Raw genomic sequence first — 17,423 nt, forward strand, 5'->3', positions numbered from 1 at the left:
CCCATGCCCTGGACCCGCGACCAGATGGCCGCCCGCGCCGCGCAGGAATTGCAGGACGGCTTCTACGTGAACCTCGGGATCGGCATCCCGACCCTCGTCGCGAACCACATCCCCGACGGCATCTCGGTGCAACTGCAGTCCGAGAACGGCATGCTGGGCATCGGCCCCTTCCCCATCGAGGGCGAGGAGGACCCGGATCTGATCAATGCGGGCAAGCAGACGGTGTCCGCGCTGCCGACGACGTCCTTCTTCAGCTCCGCCGATTCCTTCGCGATGATCCGCGGCGGGCACATCGACCTCTCCATCCTCGGCGCGATGCAGGTCGCGGAGAACGGCGACCTCGCGAACTGGATGATCCCCGGCAAGATGGTGAAGGGGATGGGCGGCGCGATGGATCTTGTCGCCGGCGTGAAGCGCGTCGTCGTGCTGATGGAGCACACGGCGGGCGGCAAGCCGAAGCTGCTGCACCGCTGCAACCTGCCGCTGACCGGCCAGGGCGTCGTGGACATGGTCGTGACGGAGCTCGGCGTCTTCCAGGTGGACAAGGACGCGGGGCGCCTGCGCCTGACCGAACTCGCGCCGGAGGTGACGGAGGAGGAGGTGCGGTCGAAGACCGAGGCCTCCTTCGACGTGGCGTTCCAGAACGCCTGATCCGTCCCCGGCCCGGATGGGCGTCGCGGTGCACGGGGAAACCGGGTGCCTCCGTCCCGGCGCGAGGAGAGCGGGGCGGCGGGCGAGGTCGTGGGCGTGAACCCCCGCCCGGCCTTGCCTACGGCACGAATTCCAGCGTCGCCCGGGTGCCGGGATGCGAGGTGTCGTAGGTCAGCGTGCCCTTCAGGCTCGACGCCATCGCGTTGATCAGCCGGCTGCCGAGCCCGGTGCCCTGCACCGGCCCCTCGCCCCGCCAGCCGATGCCGTCATCCTCGACGGAGAGGGACAGCCGGCCTTCCTCCGCGCGGCGCAGCGCGATCCGCACCTCGCCCTTCCTCCCGGCCGGATAGGCGTATTTCAGCGCGTTCGTCACGAGCTCGGTCACGACCACGCCGAGCGAGACGGCGCGGTCCGTCGGCACCTGCACGCCGGGGTCGGAGCGGACGAGGACGCGCGCCGCCCCGTCCTCGCTGCCCACCGCCGCGCCGAGTTCATCGGCAAGCGATTGCAGGTAGGCGCCCATCTCCACCGACCGCACGTCGGCCGAGGTGTAGAGCTTGCGGTGCACGCCGGCGATCGCGGCGATCCGCGCCTGCATTTCCACCAGCGCCGTCCGCGCCTCCTCGGACCCCGTGGCGTTGGCCTGGAGCCGCGCGAGCGAGGCGACGAGGTTCAGTGAATTGGCGACGCGGTGGTTCACCTCGTGCAGCAGCATCTCCGCGCGGTCGCGGGCCTCGCGCACTTCCTGCTCGGCGCGCTCCTTGGCGCGGCGCAGCTCCTCCTGCCGCAATGCCTGGCCGATCGCCTCTGCCAGCAGGTCGCGGTAATGGCCTTCGATGTCCTTCCAGACGTAGTCCACGGCACCGGCCTTCAGAGCGGCCACCGCGATGCGCGCGTCCTCCGACCCCGTCACGTAGACCACGGGCGGTGCACCGGTCAGCGCGCCGACCCGCTCCAGCACCGTCAGCCCCGTCTCGGCCGCGAGGAAATGGTCCAGCGCCACGGCGTCGTAGCCGCCGACGGAGAGGCGTTCCACCGCCTCCTCCCCCGTCAGCACGTGGTCCACGGCGATGCCCTTCGCCGCGAAGGCGCGCTGCAGCAGCCGGCCCAGGCCGGGTTCGTCGTCCACGTAGAGGACGCGGACGGCGGGGCGCGGGGGCGTGTGGTGCTCGCCGGCCGGCACCGTCAGTCGTGTTCCGTCTTCGGGACCTGCATCACCGAGAAGAACAGGCCGAGTTGCCGGATCGCGTGCGCGAAGGCGTCGTAGTCCACGGGCTTCGTGATGTAGACATTGGCGCCGAGGTCGTAGCAGCGCTGGATTTCCCGCTGGTCGTCTGTCGTCGTCAGCACCACGACGGGCGCGCGGCGCAGGATCGGCGACTCCTTCACCCGCGCCAGGATGTCCACGCCGGACATGTCGGGCAGGTTGAGGTCGAGCAGGATGAGGAGCGACTGCCCCGACGCCGTGGCGGAACCCTGGAGGTATTCCAGTGCCGCGGTGCCGCTGGCGTAGTGCACGATCTCGTTGTTCACGCCGGCCCGCCGGACGTTGCGCTCGATCAGCCGGGCATGGCCGTCGTCGTCCTCGATCATCACGATCTGGACGGGATGGCCCTTCCTGTTCTCGCTCATGCGGCTTTCCTGCCGGTCGGCACGGTCTCGGGGACGGCGGGGATTGATACGCGGAAGCGGCTGCCCTGTCCAAGGACCGACTCGACCGTGACGTCGCCGCCCAGGCGCCGCGCGAGTGCCCGGACATGTGCGAGCCCGATCCCCTCGCCCGGCCGGTCCTGCACGCCGGCGCGCCGGAACAGCTCGAAGACGCGTTCCAGGTCCCCGGCGGCGATCCCCCGGCCGTTGTCGGCGACCGTGACCTCGACCATCCCGCGCCGCCGCTCGGCGGAAAGGGTGATGGCCCCGGGCCGGCCGCGATCGAGGTACTTCACGGCATTGTCCACGAGGTTGCCGAGCACCTGTTCCAGCGCCAGCCGGTCTGTCGTGAGCGCCGGCGCCCCTCCGCGCACCTCGATCCGCGCCCCCGCCGCGTCGGCCTGGTGCTGGACGTTCGCGGCGACGCCCTGGAGCACGGCGCCGAGGTCCACGCGCTCGGGCCGCAGTTCCCGCCGCCCCTCGCGCGAGAGGCGGAGAATGGCGTTGATCAGCCGGTCCATCTTGGCGGTGGAATTGCGGATGAAGCCGATCGCCTCCGGCATGTCCTCCCGGACCGCGGTCCGCGCTTCCTCGACCACCGGGTCGGGTGCGCCCGGCTCCAGCGCCGGCGTCACGGCCCGCAGGCCCGTCTCCAGCTCGCTCGTGAAGCCCATGACGTTCACGAGCGGGGAGCGGAGGTCGTGGGAGACGATGTAGGCGAAGCGCTGGATCTCGTCGTTCGCGCGGGAGAGGTCGACCGTGCGCTCCCGCACCCGCTCCTCCAGGCCCTCGTTCAATGCCTCCACCTCCCGTTGGGTCGCGATCAGCGCGCGGGTGTAGCGGAGGAGGAGCCACACCGCCCCCGCCCCGAAGGCCAGCACCGCGAGCGCGCCGATGATCGTCGCCCAGGTCAGCCAGCGCGCCGTGGAGGAGAGGCCGTCCAGGGCGTCCCTCAGCTGGCGGTCCCGCAGTGCGACCCGTTCACCGAGGAAGCGCCGCAGCTCGTCCATCGCCGCCTTGCCCCGGTCGGTCCGGACGACGGCGATCGCCTCGGCGCGCCGTCCCGCGCGCTGGAGGGCGATCGTGTCGTCCAGTTCGGCGAGCTTCTGCTCGATCGCGTCGGCGACGCGGACGGCGTTCGGGCCGTTGGTCCCCCGCAGGCGCCCCGCTTCGGCCCCGAGCCAGGCGCGGGAGGCGTTGAAGGGCTCGAGGTAGGCCTCGTCCCCCGTCAGCAGGAAGCCGCGCTGGCCGGTCTCGGCGTCCCGGAGGTTCGCGAGGATCTCGGTGTTGCGGGCACGGAGGGCGCCGGCTTCCTCGACGCGGTCCACGAAGTCGTCCGCGCGGGTCGCGAGCGCGATGACGCCGGCGATGATGAGGAGGAGGGCAAGGACCCCTGCCGCGAGCAGGACGGTGGTCCGCCGCACGACGGCCGCACTGGTATCGGGCATGGGGGCGCTTCCTGCCCCGCCGGCGACTTGGGCGGAACCGGTCGCGGGATCACGACCTGCGGCGCGGGGGTGCTGGAAGCGGATCGGCGCCGGCCTTCGCCGGCGGCCGCGCGTCCCGTCCGCGCGGGGCGGATGCGGGGTTCCGGGCGGAGCGGTTTCCGGCAAGTCCCTACCCGTTCAGGTGGGCGGAGAACTTTGCCATCCAGAAGTTGGCCGTGCGCTGGTCCGCCCCCCGGGGCATGCGGATCATCCAGATCGGCTCGCGGGGGTTCCCCGTCTCGACGATGAAGTCGTAGCCGCGGCGGCGGCCCTTGACGTCGTAGATCGGCTCCGCCCGCCACTTCCGGACGATGTCGAAGGGCAGGACGCGCCGCTGGCGGAGCGAGGCGACGCCGAGCAGCGCCTCCCCCGAATCGAAGAGCAGCGCCCCGGTCTCCCCGATCAGGCGATCGTCGAAGCCGCCGTGCTGCGTCATGAGGGAGGAGATGGCCTGCTGCCGGACGAGCCAGAGCGCCCCGCGCCAGAGGCCCCAGGCGAGGGCGGCCAGGACCGCCGCGGTCACGGCCCAGCGGAGGGCGAGGGCGGCATAGTCCCACCACGGCACGGCGAAGAACCGCGCCATCAGGTCGTTCACGAACTCCAAGCCGCACTCCCCCAGCCGCCGCAGGCGAAACGAGCCGTCCCCTGCCAGCGGCACGCGTGCGGCGCAACAGCGGGGCGCGCGAGTCCCATGCAACCGCAGGGGCGCGCCACCATTCTCCCTCCGCCATGAGTGAACCGAACACGCGCGCCGGGACGACCCTTCCCGCTCTCCTAACCCTGCCGGGGGACCAGCAGGCCGACCTGGCCCGCGCGGTCGCGACGCTCGAGGGCCCCTCCGTCGCCGCGCGCATCGCGGGCGTCGTCGGGACCTCGGTGGACGCGCTGAAGGCGCGCCTGCCGGGGAACGTCCGCGACGGCGTGGACGGCGCGGTGCGGCGGGCGCTGGAGCAGGCCTGGCGCACGGCGGTCTCGACCGAGCCGCGGCGGACCCCGCTCGGGATGTCGCCGGCCTGGTTCCACCGCGGCCTCGTCGCGGCGACGGGGGCGGCGGGCGGGGCGCTGGGCTTCCTCGGGACGCTCGCGGAACTGCCGATCTCCACGACCCTCATGCTGCGGCAGATCGCGGCGGAGGCGGCCGCCGCGGGCGAGGACCCGAAGATCGCGGCGACGGCCGCTGAATGCCTCGCCGTGTTCGCCCTCGGGTCGCCCCGGACGGCCGAGGACGATCCGGCGGAGTCCGGCTACTTCGCCGCGCGGCTGGCGCTGGCGCAGTTGCTGCCGAACGCCGCGACGTCCCTCACCTCCTCGATCCTGCCAGGGTTCCTCGGCGCGATCGCCGCGCGGTTCACGGGGGCGATGGGCCTGAAGCTGTCGGCCCAGGCCGTCCCGGTGGTCGGGGCGGCGACGGGGGCGGCGATCAACCTCGCCTTCATGAACCACTTCCAGAGCACGGCCTGGGCCCACTTCACGGTGCGACGGCTGGAGCGGCAATACGGGGAGGGCCGGATCGCCTCCGCCTACAAGGCGCTGCGGGACGGCACGGCGGCCTGAGGTCGGAGGCGGCCCGCCGCCCCCTTCGGTTCCGCGTCGATGCCACTCGGTAGGGATGGACCCCGCGGCTGTGGTGTTGCCGGGTGGTGCCGGTCCTGATGCATGTCTTGGGGCGCCGGTCGTCCCCGGAGGAAGGCAGCGCCTTCCTCCGGGGACGACCGGCGCCCCAAGGAGCGGATCAGGATCAACGCGGCCCGGCAGGAGTGGCCGGCCGGCCGCACCGGGCGGGACGGCCCCGGCTGAGCCAGCTGCCTATTGCAGGTTTCCCCATCGGGGCACGGCCGGTTCCGCGGCGGCCCAGGACCAGCTTCCGTCCGGAGCGCGGCATGCCGTCGTGACGAACCAGGCCGCCCCGCCGTCCTCCGCGACGGAGAACAGGGCCTCCCGGCACGTCGCGAGCGGGGAGCGGATCTCGCGGAGCACCCGCACCTCTCCCTCCTCGTTGCCGATGGGCAGGCTGTGGCGCACGCGCCAGGGACGGGATTCGCCCGGCGGGGTGGCGCCGATGACGGCGGCAACCACGTCCTGCTCCGTCCGGTGCCAGCGGCGGGCGCCGTAGCGCAGGGCCTCCGCCGCCCCGGCGCGGACGCCGAGCCCGATGCCGTAGCCCAGCGCCGGGTTGCCCGTGGCCGTCCCCGCCGCGATGCCGGACACCGCGCCCGTCGCGTCCGCGACGGTGTCGCAGCCCGCGAGCAGGAGGGCCGCGACGCCGCCGAGCAGAACGCCCCTCACTGCAAGTTGCCCCAGCGGGCAACGGCCGGCTCGGCCGTCGCCCAGCGCCAGGTGGTCCCGGCACGGCAGATCGTCGCGGTGTAGAAGCCGCGGGCCGCGTCCTCCTCTCGCTCCCGCACGTCCACCGAGAAGACGATTTCCTTGCAGGCCAGGGGATCGTGGGAAACCGTCCGGGTGACGGCGACGCGCCCGCGCTCCTCCGGCTCAAGCGGCAGGGCGTGGTCGGTGGACCAGGCAGCGACCTGACCGGGGCGGAGCGGTCCCGCGACGGTGGCAATGCGATCCTGCGCGGCCGCCCGGACGCGGCGCTGCGCGTATTGCAGCCCGGCCCGGGTGACGGCGCGGACGCCGAGGCCGATCCCGGCTGCGGCCGCGCCGCTCGCCCCCAGCGCGTCGGATACGGCCGCGCCGCCGATTCCCGCGACGTCCGCCGCCGCTTCGCCCTGCAGGGCGGAGCAGGAGGGCAGGAGGGCCACGACGAGGAGCAGCGGCAGGGCGGACCTTGCGGAGGCGACCCGCCTCAGGGGCACGGGCGGTGGAAATGCGGCACGGGGACGGCTGGACGCGGCATTTGCCGCCCATGCGAAGGATGCGGCCAATCGAGCGGTCAGGAGTCCCATGGGCCGGGAACGCCGGGTACGCCGCGCGGTTGAACGGGGCCGGCAGGAGGTCGCTGGCCCTTCCCGGCCGTGTGGGGGCGCCCGGGGGCGGGAGGGCCGTCCCGCTTCGGCTGACCCTCCGCCGCCGCCGCCCCGCCGGCGCGGAGGAGCGCGGCGGATACGGCGCCGGGACGCGCCTTCACCCCGTGCCCGGATCGTCCCGGTCGTGGACTGCGCGCCCCGCGACCCAGGTCTGCCGCACGCAGCGCTCGTCCCCGAGCGTCATCAGGGCGAAGAGCCGGTCGGCGTCGTCGGGTGCGTTCTCCATCCGGCGCGCCAGCAGCGGCGTCGCGGCGGGATCGAGGACGACGAGGTCGGCCTCCATCCCGACCGCCACGTCGCCGATCCGGTCGGCGAGGTGCAGCGTTTCCGCCCCGCCCCGGGTCGCGAGCCAGAGGCCCTGCGCGGCGGAGAGCCGCGTCCCCGTCCCCGCCGCCATCTTGTAGGCGTCGCCGAGCGTCCGCAGCGCGGAGAGCGAGGTCCCCGCCCCCACATCCGACCCGATCCCCACCCGCACCGGCCGGTCCGGCCGCCGTGCCGCGGACAACCGGAAGGACCCGCTGCCGAGGAAGAGGTTGGAGGAGGGGCAATGCGCCACGCCGCAATCCCCGCGGTGCAGGGCGGCCCAGTCGCGCTCGGCCAAGTGGATCGCGTGGCCGAAGACGGCGCGCGGGCCGACGAGCCCTGCATCCGCATAGATATCGAGGTACTCACGCCCGAAGAGGTCCCGCACCCAGGCGCATTCATCCGGCGTCTCGGCGAGGTGGGTCTGGAGGGTGGTCCCGGGGTGGTCGCGCCAGAGCCGGCCGGCCGCCGCGAGCTGTTCGGGGGAGCAGGACGGGGCAATCGCGGCGTGACCGCGTAGGTCAGGCGCCCGCGCCCGTGCCAGCGGGCGATGAGGCGTTCGGATTCGGGGATGCCGAGGCCGGGGCCGTCCAGCAGGTCCGCCGGGGCGTTGCGGTCCATCAGCACCTTGCCGGCGATTAGGCGCAGGCCGAGGGGTTCCGCCGCCTCGAACAGGGCGTCCACCGAATGGGCGTGGACGGTGCAATAGACGGCCGCCGTGGTGGTCCCGGCGCGCAGCATCTCCCGCAGGAACAGGGCGGCGGCGCGGCGGGCGACGGCCGGGTCGGCGAAGCGCGCCTCCTCCGGAAAGGTGTAGCGGCGCAGCCAGTCCAGCAGCGTCGCGCCCCAGGCGCCGATCATGCCGACCTGCGGGTAGTGCACGTGGGCGTCCACGAAGCCCGCGACGATCAGGCCGTGCGGGTGGTGGGCCACGGGCATGGCCGCGGGGTGCCGGGGCCGTTCCGCCGCGTGGTCGCCGAAGGCGGTGATCCAGCCGTCGCGCATGACGATCAGCGCGTCGGGATGGGATTCCAGCGCCGCGTCGGGGTCGTGGAGGAAGGGGTCATGGCGGAGCCGCAGGACCGGGCCGCGCAGGCCGACCGCGTTCGGGGCGTCGCCGGGCCGCCCGGCCGCGTGGGCATCGGGTTCGCCCGCGGCGGGGCGCGGCGCGTGCCGACCTGACGCTTCCGAACCCAAGCCGCCGCCCCCTTCCCGCCGCGGCGCAACCTTCGGGGACCATCGGCGGAGCGGCAAGCCGACCGCGGCGGATCGGCGGCCTTCATCGTTTCGGGCACTAGAAAGTAACGTTTGCTCCGCTATCGTGGGTTGAGCGAAGGAGAAGGCCTACCCGCGCCGATGCAGGATATCCAGGTCCACCCCCTCCGCCACCTCGCGCGCGGCTTCGTCGGGGCCGCCGGCGCGCTGGACCACGCGCCGCTGACCGAGGCCGGTGTCCTCTTCGAACTCACGGCGGTGGACGGGGTCAGCCGTGCGGGCCTGTCCACGACCCTCGGCCTGGGTGAATCGAGGCTGCAGGACGTGCTGGAACGCTTCGCGTCGCGGGGCTGGCTGACGGGCGACGCGCTGAACGGGCCCGTGCGCCTTTCGGCCGCCGGCCGCGCCGCCGGCCAGCGGCTGCAGGACGACGCGCATGGCCGCGTGACCGACCTGCTGGGCGTCCTGTCGCATTCGGTGCGGGAGGGACTGGCGGATGGGGCGCGCGGCCTGGCCCAGGCACTCGCGGACCTGGCGCCGGCGCCGGCGGTGATCCGGCGTCACCGGCCCGGCGACCTCGGCTGGATCGCCGAGCGGCACGCTGCGCTCTACGCCCGGGAATACGGGCTGAACGGGCGTTTCGAAGCCGTGGTCGCCCGGATCTGCGCCGACTTCCTTGCGGAGCACGACCCGTCCTGCGAGGCCGCCTTCATCGCGGAGCAGGGCGGGCAGCGCGTCGCCTCGACGGTCGTGGTGCGTGAAGACCGCGAAACGGCCCGCCTCCGCCTCGTGCTCGTGGAGCCGGAGGCGCGGGGATCGGGCCTCGGCAAGCGCATGGTCGGGACGGCGGAGACCTTCGCCCGGGCGGCGGGCTATCGCCGGATGGTGCTCTGGACGCTGTCGCCCCTGACAACGGCACGGGCGATCTACGCGGGGACGGGGTGGACCATCATCTCCTCGACGCCCGATTCGTCCTATGGCCCGGTGGTGGAGTCCGAGGTTTGGGGGAAGGCGCTGTAGGACCGGCGCGCATTCACTTGACGAAAGCAAGCGTCGGGCGCGCGATGGCCCGATGCTGGACGAACAGGTCGCCGCCCTCCGCCGCGCCTCCCGCGCGCTCACCCGCGCGGTGGGGGCGCTGGGGCCGCTGCCGGGCGGCGACCTGCCGCTGACCGAAGCGCGGGTGCTGTTCGAGCTCGCGGCGTCGGACGCGAGCGTGGCCCGGGACCTCGCGGCCGAACTTGCCCTGGATGAGGGGCATCTCTCCCGCATCCTCGCGCGGTTCGGGGAACGAGGCTGGCTCGACCGGCCGCGGGACGAGCGGGACACGCGCCGGCGGCGGCTCGTCCTCACGGCCGCGGGACGGGACGCCTTCGCGCGGCTGGACCGGGGCGCGCGGGACCGGGTCGCCGCCCTCCTCGCCGGCCTGCCGGAGGGAGCGCGGGGCCGGCTGGCGACGGCGGCGGGGGAGTTGGCCGGGACGCTTGGCACCGCGACGCCGGACATCCGCATTCGGCGACACGGCCCGGGCGACCTGGGCTGGGTCGTGGAGCGGCACGGGGCGCTTTATGCCGCGGAACATGGGCTGGATGGGCGCTTCGAGGCGCTCGTCGCCCGGATCTGCGCCGACTTCCTCGAACGCGGCGACGGGGCGGCGGAGGCGGCCTTCATCGCGGAGCGCGACGGGGTGCGCCTCGGCTCGGTGATGCTGGCGCGGGTGGATGCGGAGGTGGCGAAGCTTCGCCTGCTGATCCTGGATCCCGGCGCACGGGGCCTCGGCCTGGGCAAGCGGCTCGTCGCGGCGGCGGAGGAGTTTGCCCGTGGCGCGGGGTACCGGCGGATGACGCTCTGGACGATGGGGCACTTGGCGGCGGCGCGGGGGACCTACGCGGCGGCGGGCTGGGCGCTCGCCTCGGCGCGGGAGGAAGAGGGCTTCGGCCGGCGCTACGTCTCGGAGGAATGGGTCCGGGGGTTATAGGGGCGCCTCGCCGGATCGTGCATTCGGCGCGGGAAAGGACGACCCGGGCGCGCGTTGCATCGGCATGCCGCCGCTCTCCGCCTCGCTGCTCGACACCGCCTCGCCCCCGATCCCCGAGGTGCAGGCCTGGGGCCGCGCCTATGACGGGTCGTGCGGGCCGCTGATGAACCTGTGCCAGGCCGTGCCCGCCTACCCCCCGCCGAACGCGATGCTGCGGCGGCTTGCGGAGGCGGCCGGGGAGCCGGCGAGCGCATCCTACGGGCCGATCCTTGGCGAGCCTACGCTGCGGGAGGCGGTTGCGGAGGAGCTGCGCCTGACGCTTGGCGGGGGAGAGGCGGAGAACGTCGCGATCACCGCCGGCTGCAACCAGGCCTTCTTCGTCGCCCTGACCGCGATCGCGGATGCCGGGGACGCCGTGCTGATTCCGACGCCCTGGTACTTCAACCACGCCATGGCCGCGCGGATGACGGGGATCGAGCCGCGACCGCTGCCCTGCCGGGCGGAGAACGGCTTCGTGCCGGACGTGGAGGAGGCGGCGCGGCGCATGGCCGATGGCCGCGTCCGCGCGGTCGTCCTCGTCACCCCGAACAACCCGACCGGCGCGATCTATCCGCCGGAGGTGATCGCGGCCTTCCACGCGCTGTGCCGCGACCGCGGCGCCTGGCTGATCCTGGACGAGACCTATGCCGACTTCCTGCCCGACGGCGGCCGCGCGCACGACCTGCTGGCGGGCGGGAACTGGCCGGAGGCGCTGATCCGCCTGACCTCCTTCTCCAAGTCCTTCGCCATCCCGGGGCACCGGCTCGGCGCGCTGGCAGCGCCGGCTTCGGTGCTGCCGGAGATGACGAAGGTGATGGACTGCGTGCAGATCTGCGCCAACCGCGGGGCCCAGGCCGCGCTGACCTGGGGCCTGGCGGCGCTGGACGGCTGGCGCGCGGAACGCCGGGCCGAGGCGACCCGGCGCGCGGGGCGGGTGCGGGAGGCTTTCTCGCGGCTGGACGGGTGGCGGCTGGAATCCGTCGGCGTATATTTCGCCTATGCGCGCCACCCCTTCGGCGCGGAATCGGCCTGGCGTGTCTGCGAGCATCTGGCGCGGGAGCATGGCATGATGGCGCTGCCCGGCCCGGCCTTCGGCGGAGAGGAGCGGCACCTGCGCATCGCCTTCGCGAACCTGTCGGAGACCGACATCCCGGCGCTCGAGTCGCGGCTGCGGGCCGTGGCGACCGCGGCCGTGCCGGCCTAGCGACCGTGGACGAAGCCCGACAACGGCCCCTGCGCGTCGTCATCGTCGGGGCGGGCTTCGCCGGGATGCAATGCGCGCGTGCCCTGGCGCACGCACCGGTGGAGGTCACGATCCTCGACCGCACCAACCACCACCTGTTCCAGCCCCTGCTCTATCAGGTCGCGACCGCCGCGCTGTCGCCCGGCGACGTGGCCTGGCCCGTGCGGTCCGTGTTCCGGAACCAGCGGAACGCGACCGTGCTGATGGCGGAGGTGACGGGCGTGGACACGGCGTCCCGTGTCGTCCTGACCGCCGGCGGCGACCGTGTGCCCTACGACGCGCTGGTGATCGCGACGGGCGCGACGCATTCCTATTTCGGCCGCGACGACTGGGCGGAGTTCGCACCGGGCCTCAAGACGGTCGAGGACGCGACGGCCATCCGCCGCCGCCTGCTGCTGGCCTTCGAGGCGGCGGAGGTCGCGCCGGACGAAGCATCACGGCGTCGCCTGCTGACCTTCGCCGTGATCGGGGGCGGGCCGACGGGCGTGGAGCTGGCCGGCGCGCTGGCCGAGGTGGCGCACCGCACCCTGAACGGTGAGTTCCGCCGCTCCGACCCCGGCCGCGCGCGGATCGTGCTGATCGAGGCCGGGCCGCGGCTGCTGCCGGCCTTTCCGGAGGATCTGGCGGCGGAGGCAGCGCGGTCGCTGGAGCACATGGGCGTCGAGGTGCGCACGGAGACCCGCGTCACCGGCGTGGACCGCGCCGGCGTGGATTGTGGCGACGAGCGGATCGACGCCAGCAGCGTCGTCTGGGCCGCGGGCGTGCAGGCCTCGGCCGCCGGGGAGTGGCTGGATGCGCCGCGCGACCGCGCCCGCCGCATCCAGGTCGGGCCGGACCTGACGGTGCCGGGGCATCCCGAAATCTTCGCGGCGGGCGACACGGTCACGGCGACCGATGGGACGGGGCGGCAAGTGCCGGGCATCGCGCCGGCCGCGAAGCAGATGGGGCGCTACATCGGGGAGGTGCTGGCCGCGCGCGCGACGGGCGGGCCGGCGCCCGGACCCTTCGCCTACACGGACCATGGGAGCCTCGCGACGGTCGGGCGGCGTTCCGCCGTCGTCAGCCTGCGCAGCGGGGTGAAGCTGCGGGGCGTGATCGGGTGGTGGTTCTGGGGGATCGCGCACGTCTTCTACCTGATCGGCTTCCGGAGCCGGGTGGTCGTCTCCTTCATCTGGTTGTGGAGCTACCTGACGGGGCAGCGCGGGGCACGACTGATCACCGGCGCGGCGCCGCCGCGGGTCGGGGAGGGCACGGGCTTCGCGGCGGCGGACGACCGGGTGGACCGGGCGGCATAGCCCCGGTCCCGGCGGACCGCCGGCGGCGTCAAGGAAGCCCGGTCAGCGTCCGGGATGCGGGTCCGTTAGTCCCGGAACGGGGTTGGAGCGGATCCGCGCAGAGCGGCACCGCCCGGAGCGGCGAAGCCGAGACTGGAACGAGACTGGTACCAGACTCCGGGCTCGTTGATGCCGACGGCCGGCGGCCTGAAGCGGGGTCAGCCCAGCAGGGTCTCGATCTCCCCGCGCAGCTTCTCCGGCGCGGTCGTCGGTGCGTGGCGGGAGACGACGCGCCCCTCCCGGTCCACGAGGAACTTGGTGAAGTTCCACTTGATCGCCTCGGTCCCCAGGGCGCCGGGGGCCGCAGCCTTGAGGTGGCGGAAGATCGGGTCAGCGTTCGCGCCGTTCACCTCGACCTTCCCGAGAACCGGGAAGGTCACGTCGTAGCGCCTGGTGCAGAAGGTCGCGATCTCCGTCGCATCCCCCGGCTCCTGCCGCCCGAACTGGTTGCAGGGGAAGGCGAGCACCGCGAGGCCGCGCGGGCCGTAGTCCCGGTGCAGGCGTTCCAGCCCCCCGTATTGCGGCGTGAAGCCGCACTTGCTCGCCGTGTTGACGATGAGCATGGGCCGCCCGCGGAACTCCGCAAGCGGCAGCGTGCCGCCCTCCGCCGTGCGCGCCGTCAGGTCATGGATCGTGGTCATGGTGCCCCCGCGTCGGGTGCGTGATAGCACCCCGGCGACCGGCGGGAAGGAATGGCGCATGGATGACGGCGTGCGGCTGACGCAGGATGAGGTCCTGTGGCAGGGCTGGGCCACGCTGCGGCGTGCGATCTTCGACCTGCGCCGCCGCGACGGTACCTGGCAGACGCAGGAGCGCGTGACCTACGAGAGCGGGAACGGCGCGGCCATCCTGCCCTACGACCCGGAACGGGGCGTGGTGCTGCTGATCCGCCAGTTCCGCTGGCCCACCTGGAAGGCGGGCCGCGCCGCACCGATGGTGGAGGCAATCGCCGGCCTGCTGGACGGCGATGCGCCGGAGGACGCCGCGCGCCGGGAGGCGCAGGAGGAGGCGGGGGTGCGGATCGCCGCCCCGCAGCGGTTGTTCGAGGTCTTCAGCAGCCCCGGATCCATCACCGAACGACTGACCTATTTCGTGGGACGCTACGGCGCGTCCGACCGGGTCTCGGAGGGAGGTGGGCTGAAAGGGGAGGGGGAGGACATCGAGGTCCTGGAGCCGACCCTGGACGAGGCGCTGGCGATGATCGGGCGCGGGGAGATCCAGGACGCGAAGACGATCATCCTGTTGCAGCACGCGAAGCTGCACGGGTTGCTGGAACAGCGCTGACGCTGGCCCAACCCGGGACATCGCCCCGCCGCTTGCGGGTAGCGGGCGTTCGTTCGCCCCCTGGTGGGTGACAGGTCCGGGGGAGGGTTCAGGCCCTTCACCGGCAACCGGCGCGACGTCCGGGCGAGGGTGGCTCAGGCCTACCCCGCTGGCTCCAGCCGAAGGATCGCCCCGTCGTTCTCGTCGGTCAGGAGGTAGAGGAACCCATCAGGTCCGGGCAGCACGTGGCGGAACCGCGTGCGGCCCCATAGCATCCGCTCCTCCCCCGTCACGCGGTCGCCTTCCGTCGTCAGGCGCACGAGGCCTGGCGGCGACTGGCCCGCGAGGAAGAGGCTGCCGCGCCAGGCCGGGAAGGCATCGCCGACGTAGAAGTTCCCGCCGGAGGGGCTTGCCGCGGGCGTCGCGTACCAGAGCGGCTGCTCGGTCCCCGGCGCCGCGGTGCGGCCGCTGCCGATGGCGCTGCCGTCGTAGTCGATGCCGTAGGTCACAATCGGCCAGCCGTAATTCGCGCCGGGGCGCAGCAGGTTGACCTCGTCGCCGCCCCGCGCGCCGAACTCGATCTCGAAGAGGGAGCGGGTCGCCGGGTTCATCGTCAGCCCCTGCGGGTTCCGCACGCCGACGGCGAAGATCTCGGGCCGTGCGCCCGGCGTGTTCGCGTAGGGATTGCCCGCGGCGGGACGCCCGTCCCGTTCGAGGCGCAGCACCTTGCCGGCGAGGTCGTTCAGCCGCTGGGCCCGCGGCTTCTCGATGTAGCGGTCGCCCGTGGTGAGGTAGAGCTTGCCGTCCGGCCCGAAGAGCACGCGGCAGCCATAGTGGTTCCGTCCCCGATCCTGCGCCGGCGTGGCGTCGAGGAGGGTGCGCACGCCGTCCAGCCGCGTCCCGTCGGGCGACAGGCGGCCCGAGGCGAGGCGGGTCAGAACGCCCCCCTGCGCCGCGCCGGCAAGGCAGAGGAAGACCTCCCGCGTCGTCGCGAAGTCCGGGGCGAGGGTCACGTCGAGCAGGCCGCCCTGGCCTTCCGCCACGACGTCCGGCACGCCGGCGATCGGCGGGCCGACCCGGCCGTCGCGGGCGATCAGGCGCAGGCGTCCGGGACGCTCGGTCACCAGCAGCTGCCCGTCGGGCAGGAACACCGCACCCCATGGCCGGGCCAGCCCGGTCGCGAAGGAGGTGACGCGGAACGAGGCGAGGGAGGTCCGGACCACGTCCGGCCCCGGCCGGCCACTCCAGGTCGAGGGGGTGCCGGTGAAGCTCGGCGCCACCTCGAACTGCGAGAAATCCCCGAAGCGGGGCATGGATTCGGCGCGGCCGCCGGTCGCCGTGGCCCCGGCCGGCTGCGCCGGTGCGGGCTCGGCCGCGCAGGCGGCCAGCAACGCGGCCGCGGCCGCCAGGGCGGACCGGGCCGGGCGGCGCATGGTCAGGCCTTCGCCGTGCCGAGCGCGCCGTCCACCCATTCCTTCAACTGCCCCTTCGGCCGGGCGCCGACCATCGTGTCCACGGGCTTGCCGTCCTTGAACAGGATCATCGTGGGGATGCCGCGGACCGCGTATTCGTTCGGGGTCATCGGGTTTTCGTCGATGTTGACCTTCGCGACCGTCAGCTTGCCGCCGTAGTCGCGCGCGATCTCATCCAGGATCGGGCCGACCATGCGGCAGGGGCCGCACCACTCCGCCCAGAAATCCACCAGCACGGGGCCGGGGGCATCGAGGACGTCCGCCTTGAAGCTGTCGTCGCTGACGGCCTTGGTGTGCTCGCTCATGGAATCCGTGTCTCCGGGCGCCCGGCGGCTGCGGCAGGCGCATTGGCACTTAGGTCGGCGTGCGCGGGTCGGCGGTCAAGCGGTATGGCCGGAGTGCGGGGCCGGAGTGCGGGGCCGGAGCGCCGGGCATGGCCGCCCGGACCGGCGCGGATGGGCTGGGGGCGGGCGCAGGATGACGCGCGCGCCCGGTTCCGACCGGGTTCCGAGCCCGGTCGTCCGCCCGATGATCGGCCTGCATATCAACCCCTTGCGGCGGTTCCGACCGGGCCAACCTTGGTGGTCAGGACGGGGATCGCCGCGCACCGCGCCAATCTTGTGCGGCGCGGCGAAACGTGATGTGTGTCGCCGCTGCCTGGGACCGGGGGTGCGCGCTGGATGCGCCGCCGCGGGTATGGGCGCGGCACGGCGCACGGCGCGACCGGCCTGACGGCTTTGCGGCTTTGCGGTGCGTGCCGCGGCGACCTCGCCGCGAGACTGGCGCCGGGATCGGAATGACGGGATGCGGCGGACACTTCTCACGACCTTGGCCCTGACGGGGGTCCTTGCGGGGTTGGCCCTGGCGGTGTTCGGCGCGGCCGACGGCGCGCTGGCGCAGCAAGCGACCGCGCCGCTGTCCGGCGCCCCTGCGGGCGAGATGATCGGCGCGCCGGTTCCCTGGGGCATCGACCTTCAGACGCCGGGCGGCGTGCTGAAGCAGGCGATCCACGACTTCAACCAGCTCGTGCTCTGGATCATCATCGCCATCACGATCTTCGTGGGCGGGCTGATGGCGTACACGATCTGGCGGTTCGATGCGCGCCGGAACCCCACGCCGTCCCGCACGAGCCACAACACGCCGATCGAGATCGCCTGGACCGTCATTCCCGTCCTGGTCCTGCTGGTGATCGCGATCCCGTCCTTCCGCCTGATCTACTATTCCGACCGGGCGCGCGACGCGGACCTGACGATCAACGTGCAGGGCCGGCAGTGGTACTGGCATTACGCCTATCCGGACCACGGCAACTTCCAGTTCGACTCCTACCCGATTGCCGACAGCGACCTGCGGCCGGACCAGGGGCAGATCCGCAACCTGTCGGTGGACAACCCGCTGGTCGTGCCGGTGGGTGCGACGGTGCGCGTGATCACGACGGGCCACGACGTGATCCATTCCTTCTTCGTGCCTTCGCTCGGCATCCAGAAGTACACGATCCCCGGCCGCACGATGGAGGCCTGGATGCGGGCCGACCGGCCGGGCACGTTCTACGGCCAGTGCAACCAGATCTGCGGAACGAACCACTGGTTCATGCCGATCGCGGTCCGTGCCGTACCGCGCGAGGAGTTTGACGCCTGGACTGCCCAGGCCCGGACGCGCTTCGCCGAGGGCCAGGGCCCCGGCTGGCCGGAGCGCGATCGTGCGGCCATGACCGCCGCCACCTCGACGCCCATCCAGACTGCGACAACCCAGACTGCACCAACCCAGACTGCGCCAACCCAGACTGCTGAGGTCCGCCGGTAAG

Annotated in this window: 17 protein-coding genes and 1 pseudogene; 8 read left to right on the forward strand and 10 right to left on the reverse strand. The window is 73.3% G+C overall.

Annotation, left to right across the window (positions count from 1 at the left end):
* Positions 1–3 precede the first annotated feature (3 nt).
* Entirely contained in the window at positions 4–651 is a 648-nt protein-coding gene (locus tag ACE7GA_RS11425) for a CoA transferase subunit B (RefSeq protein ID WP_376099461.1), read from the forward strand.
* A 118-nt stretch (positions 652–769) separates the two neighbouring features.
* Here the strand turns inward: ACE7GA_RS11425 and ACE7GA_RS11430 are convergent, their stop codons facing one another.
* From ACE7GA_RS11430 to ACE7GA_RS11445, 4 genes are all read right to left on the reverse strand, one after another.
* Positions 770–1,834, reverse strand: coding sequence for a sensor histidine kinase (locus ACE7GA_RS11430; RefSeq protein WP_376099463.1), 1,065 nt, complete (start codon positions 1,832–1,834; stop codon positions 770–772).
* Positions 1,835–1,836: 2 nt separating this feature from the next.
* Positions 1,837–2,283 carry a response regulator gene (locus tag ACE7GA_RS11435; protein WP_376099465.1) on the reverse strand — a complete coding sequence of 149 codons (447 nt, stop codon included), beginning with the start codon at positions 2,281–2,283 and terminating at the stop codon, positions 1,837–1,839.
* Positions 2,280–3,749: an ATP-binding protein gene (locus ACE7GA_RS11440; RefSeq protein WP_376099467.1), complete on the reverse strand. Its 1,470-nt coding sequence runs from the start codon at positions 3,747–3,749 to the stop codon at positions 2,280–2,282. Before ACE7GA_RS11440 ends, ACE7GA_RS11435 begins: the two co-directional genes overlap by 4 nt.
* Before the next feature lie 169 nt (positions 3,750–3,918).
* Positions 3,919–4,392 carry a hypothetical protein gene (locus tag ACE7GA_RS11445; protein WP_376099469.1) on the reverse strand — a complete coding sequence of 158 codons (474 nt, stop codon included), beginning with the start codon at positions 4,390–4,392 and terminating at the stop codon, positions 3,919–3,921.
* Positions 4,393–4,517: 125 nt separating this feature from the next.
* Between ACE7GA_RS11445 and ACE7GA_RS11450 the strand changes: the two genes are divergently transcribed.
* Complete coding sequence (locus tag ACE7GA_RS11450) at positions 4,518–5,342, forward strand: EcsC family protein (RefSeq protein ID WP_376099471.1); 825 nt, start codon at positions 4,518–4,520, stop codon at positions 5,340–5,342.
* Positions 5,343–5,594: 252 nt separating this feature from the next.
* Here ACE7GA_RS11450 and ACE7GA_RS11455 read toward each other — a convergent pair whose 3' ends face one another.
* The 3 genes and pseudogenes from ACE7GA_RS11455 to guaD all read right to left on the reverse strand — a co-directional run bounded on the left by ACE7GA_RS11455 (position 5,595) and on the right by guaD (position 8,173).
* Positions 5,595–6,074: a hypothetical protein gene (locus ACE7GA_RS11455; RefSeq protein ID WP_376099473.1), complete on the reverse strand. Its 480-nt coding sequence runs from the start codon at positions 6,072–6,074 to the stop codon at positions 5,595–5,597.
* On the reverse strand, positions 6,071–6,604 hold the full coding sequence (locus ACE7GA_RS11460; RefSeq protein WP_376099475.1) for a hypothetical protein: 534 nt from the start codon (positions 6,602–6,604) through the stop codon (positions 6,071–6,073). The genes ACE7GA_RS11455 and ACE7GA_RS11460 overlap by 4 nt, the downstream gene beginning before the upstream one ends.
* Positions 6,605–6,872: 268 nt before the next feature.
* Positions 6,873–8,173, reverse strand: a pseudogene (gene guaD, locus ACE7GA_RS11465) (guanine deaminase).
* A 261-nt stretch (positions 8,174–8,434) separates the two neighbouring features.
* Here guaD and ACE7GA_RS11470 point away from each other — a divergent pair.
* The 4 genes from ACE7GA_RS11470 (at position 8,435) to ACE7GA_RS11485 (ending at position 12,848) form a co-directional block, all read left to right on the forward strand.
* Positions 8,435–9,313, forward strand: a complete 879-nt coding sequence (locus ACE7GA_RS11470; protein ID WP_376099477.1) for a GNAT family N-acetyltransferase — start codon at positions 8,435–8,437, stop codon at positions 9,311–9,313.
* 52 nt (positions 9,314–9,365) lie between these two features.
* Entirely contained in the window at positions 9,366–10,271 is a 906-nt protein-coding gene (locus tag ACE7GA_RS11475; RefSeq protein WP_376099479.1) for a GNAT family N-acetyltransferase, read from the forward strand.
* 64 nt (positions 10,272–10,335) lie between these two features.
* Positions 10,336–11,514 (forward strand): aminotransferase, encoded by a 1,179-nt coding sequence (locus tag ACE7GA_RS11480; protein WP_376099481.1) that lies wholly within the window; start codon positions 10,336–10,338, stop codon positions 11,512–11,514.
* Positions 11,515–11,519: 5 nt separating this feature from the next.
* Entirely contained in the window at positions 11,520–12,848 is a 1,329-nt protein-coding gene (locus tag ACE7GA_RS11485; protein WP_376099483.1) for an NAD(P)/FAD-dependent oxidoreductase, read from the forward strand.
* A 197-nt stretch (positions 12,849–13,045) separates the two neighbouring features.
* On the opposite strand, the gene ACE7GA_RS11490 is transcribed toward ACE7GA_RS11485, so the two are convergent.
* Positions 13,046–13,528 (reverse strand): glutathione peroxidase, encoded by a 483-nt coding sequence (locus tag ACE7GA_RS11490; protein ID WP_376099485.1) that lies wholly within the window; start codon positions 13,526–13,528, stop codon positions 13,046–13,048.
* Between the two features lie 16 nt (positions 13,529–13,544).
* Here ACE7GA_RS11490 and ACE7GA_RS11495 point away from each other — a divergent pair, with 16 nt between their 5' ends.
* Complete coding sequence (locus tag ACE7GA_RS11495) at positions 13,545–14,171, forward strand: NUDIX domain-containing protein (protein ID WP_376099487.1); 627 nt, start codon at positions 13,545–13,547, stop codon at positions 14,169–14,171.
* A 140-nt stretch (positions 14,172–14,311) separates the two neighbouring features.
* Here ACE7GA_RS11495 and ACE7GA_RS11500 read toward each other — a convergent pair whose 3' ends face one another.
* Both ACE7GA_RS11500 and trxA read right to left on the reverse strand, forming a co-directional pair.
* Complete coding sequence (locus ACE7GA_RS11500; protein WP_376099489.1) at positions 14,312–15,583, reverse strand: PQQ-dependent sugar dehydrogenase; 1,272 nt, start codon at positions 15,581–15,583, stop codon at positions 14,312–14,314.
* 2 nt (positions 15,584–15,585) lie between these two features.
* The gene (gene trxA / locus ACE7GA_RS11505; protein ID WP_376099491.1) at positions 15,586–15,927 is read right to left on the reverse strand and encodes a thioredoxin TrxA; all 342 of its coding nucleotides are present in this window, start codon (positions 15,925–15,927) and stop codon (positions 15,586–15,588) included.
* 499 nt (positions 15,928–16,426) lie between these two features.
* On the opposite strand from trxA, the gene coxB reads away from it, so the two are divergent.
* Positions 16,427–17,422 carry a cytochrome c oxidase subunit II gene (coxB, locus tag ACE7GA_RS11510; protein ID WP_376099493.1) on the forward strand — a complete coding sequence of 332 codons (996 nt, stop codon included), beginning with the start codon at positions 16,427–16,429 and terminating at the stop codon, positions 17,420–17,422.
* Position 17,423: the final 1 nt, after the last annotated feature.

This window comes from Roseomonas sp. CCTCC AB2023176, assembly GCF_042259275.1.
Taxonomy (GTDB): Bacteria; Pseudomonadota; Alphaproteobacteria; order Acetobacterales; family Acetobacteraceae; genus Roseomonas.

Bases quoted from the DNA above. Each gene is read 5' to 3' on its own strand.
- ACE7GA_RS11425 (WP_376099461.1), top strand. From the start codon at position 4: ATGCCCTGGACCCGCGACCAGATGGCCGCCCGCGCCGCGCAGGAATTG.
- ACE7GA_RS11435 (WP_376099465.1), bottom strand. From the start codon at position 2,283: ATGAGCGAGAACAGGAAGGGCCATCCCGTCCAGATCGTGATGATCGAG.
- ACE7GA_RS11440 (WP_376099467.1), bottom strand. From the start codon at position 3,749: ATGCCCGATACCAGTGCGGCCGTCGTGCGGCGGACCACCGTCCTGCTC.
- ACE7GA_RS11450 (WP_376099471.1), top strand. From the start codon at position 4,518: ATGAGTGAACCGAACACGCGCGCCGGGACGACCCTTCCCGCTCTCCTA.
- ACE7GA_RS11470 (WP_376099477.1), top strand. From the start codon at position 8,435: ATGCAGGATATCCAGGTCCACCCCCTCCGCCACCTCGCGCGCGGCTTC.
- ACE7GA_RS11475 (WP_376099479.1), top strand. From the start codon at position 9,366: ATGCTGGACGAACAGGTCGCCGCCCTCCGCCGCGCCTCCCGCGCGCTC.
- ACE7GA_RS11480 (WP_376099481.1), top strand. From the start codon at position 10,336: ATGCCGCCGCTCTCCGCCTCGCTGCTCGACACCGCCTCGCCCCCGATC.
- ACE7GA_RS11490 (WP_376099485.1), bottom strand. From the start codon at position 13,528: ATGACCACGATCCATGACCTGACGGCGCGCACGGCGGAGGGCGGCACG.
- ACE7GA_RS11500 (WP_376099489.1), bottom strand. From the start codon at position 15,583: ATGCGCCGCCCGGCCCGGTCCGCCCTGGCGGCCGCGGCCGCGTTGCTG.
- trxA (WP_376099491.1), bottom strand. From the start codon at position 15,927: ATGAGCGAGCACACCAAGGCCGTCAGCGACGACAGCTTCAAGGCGGAC.
- coxB (WP_376099493.1), top strand. From the start codon at position 16,427: ATGCGGCGGACACTTCTCACGACCTTGGCCCTGACGGGGGTCCTTGCG.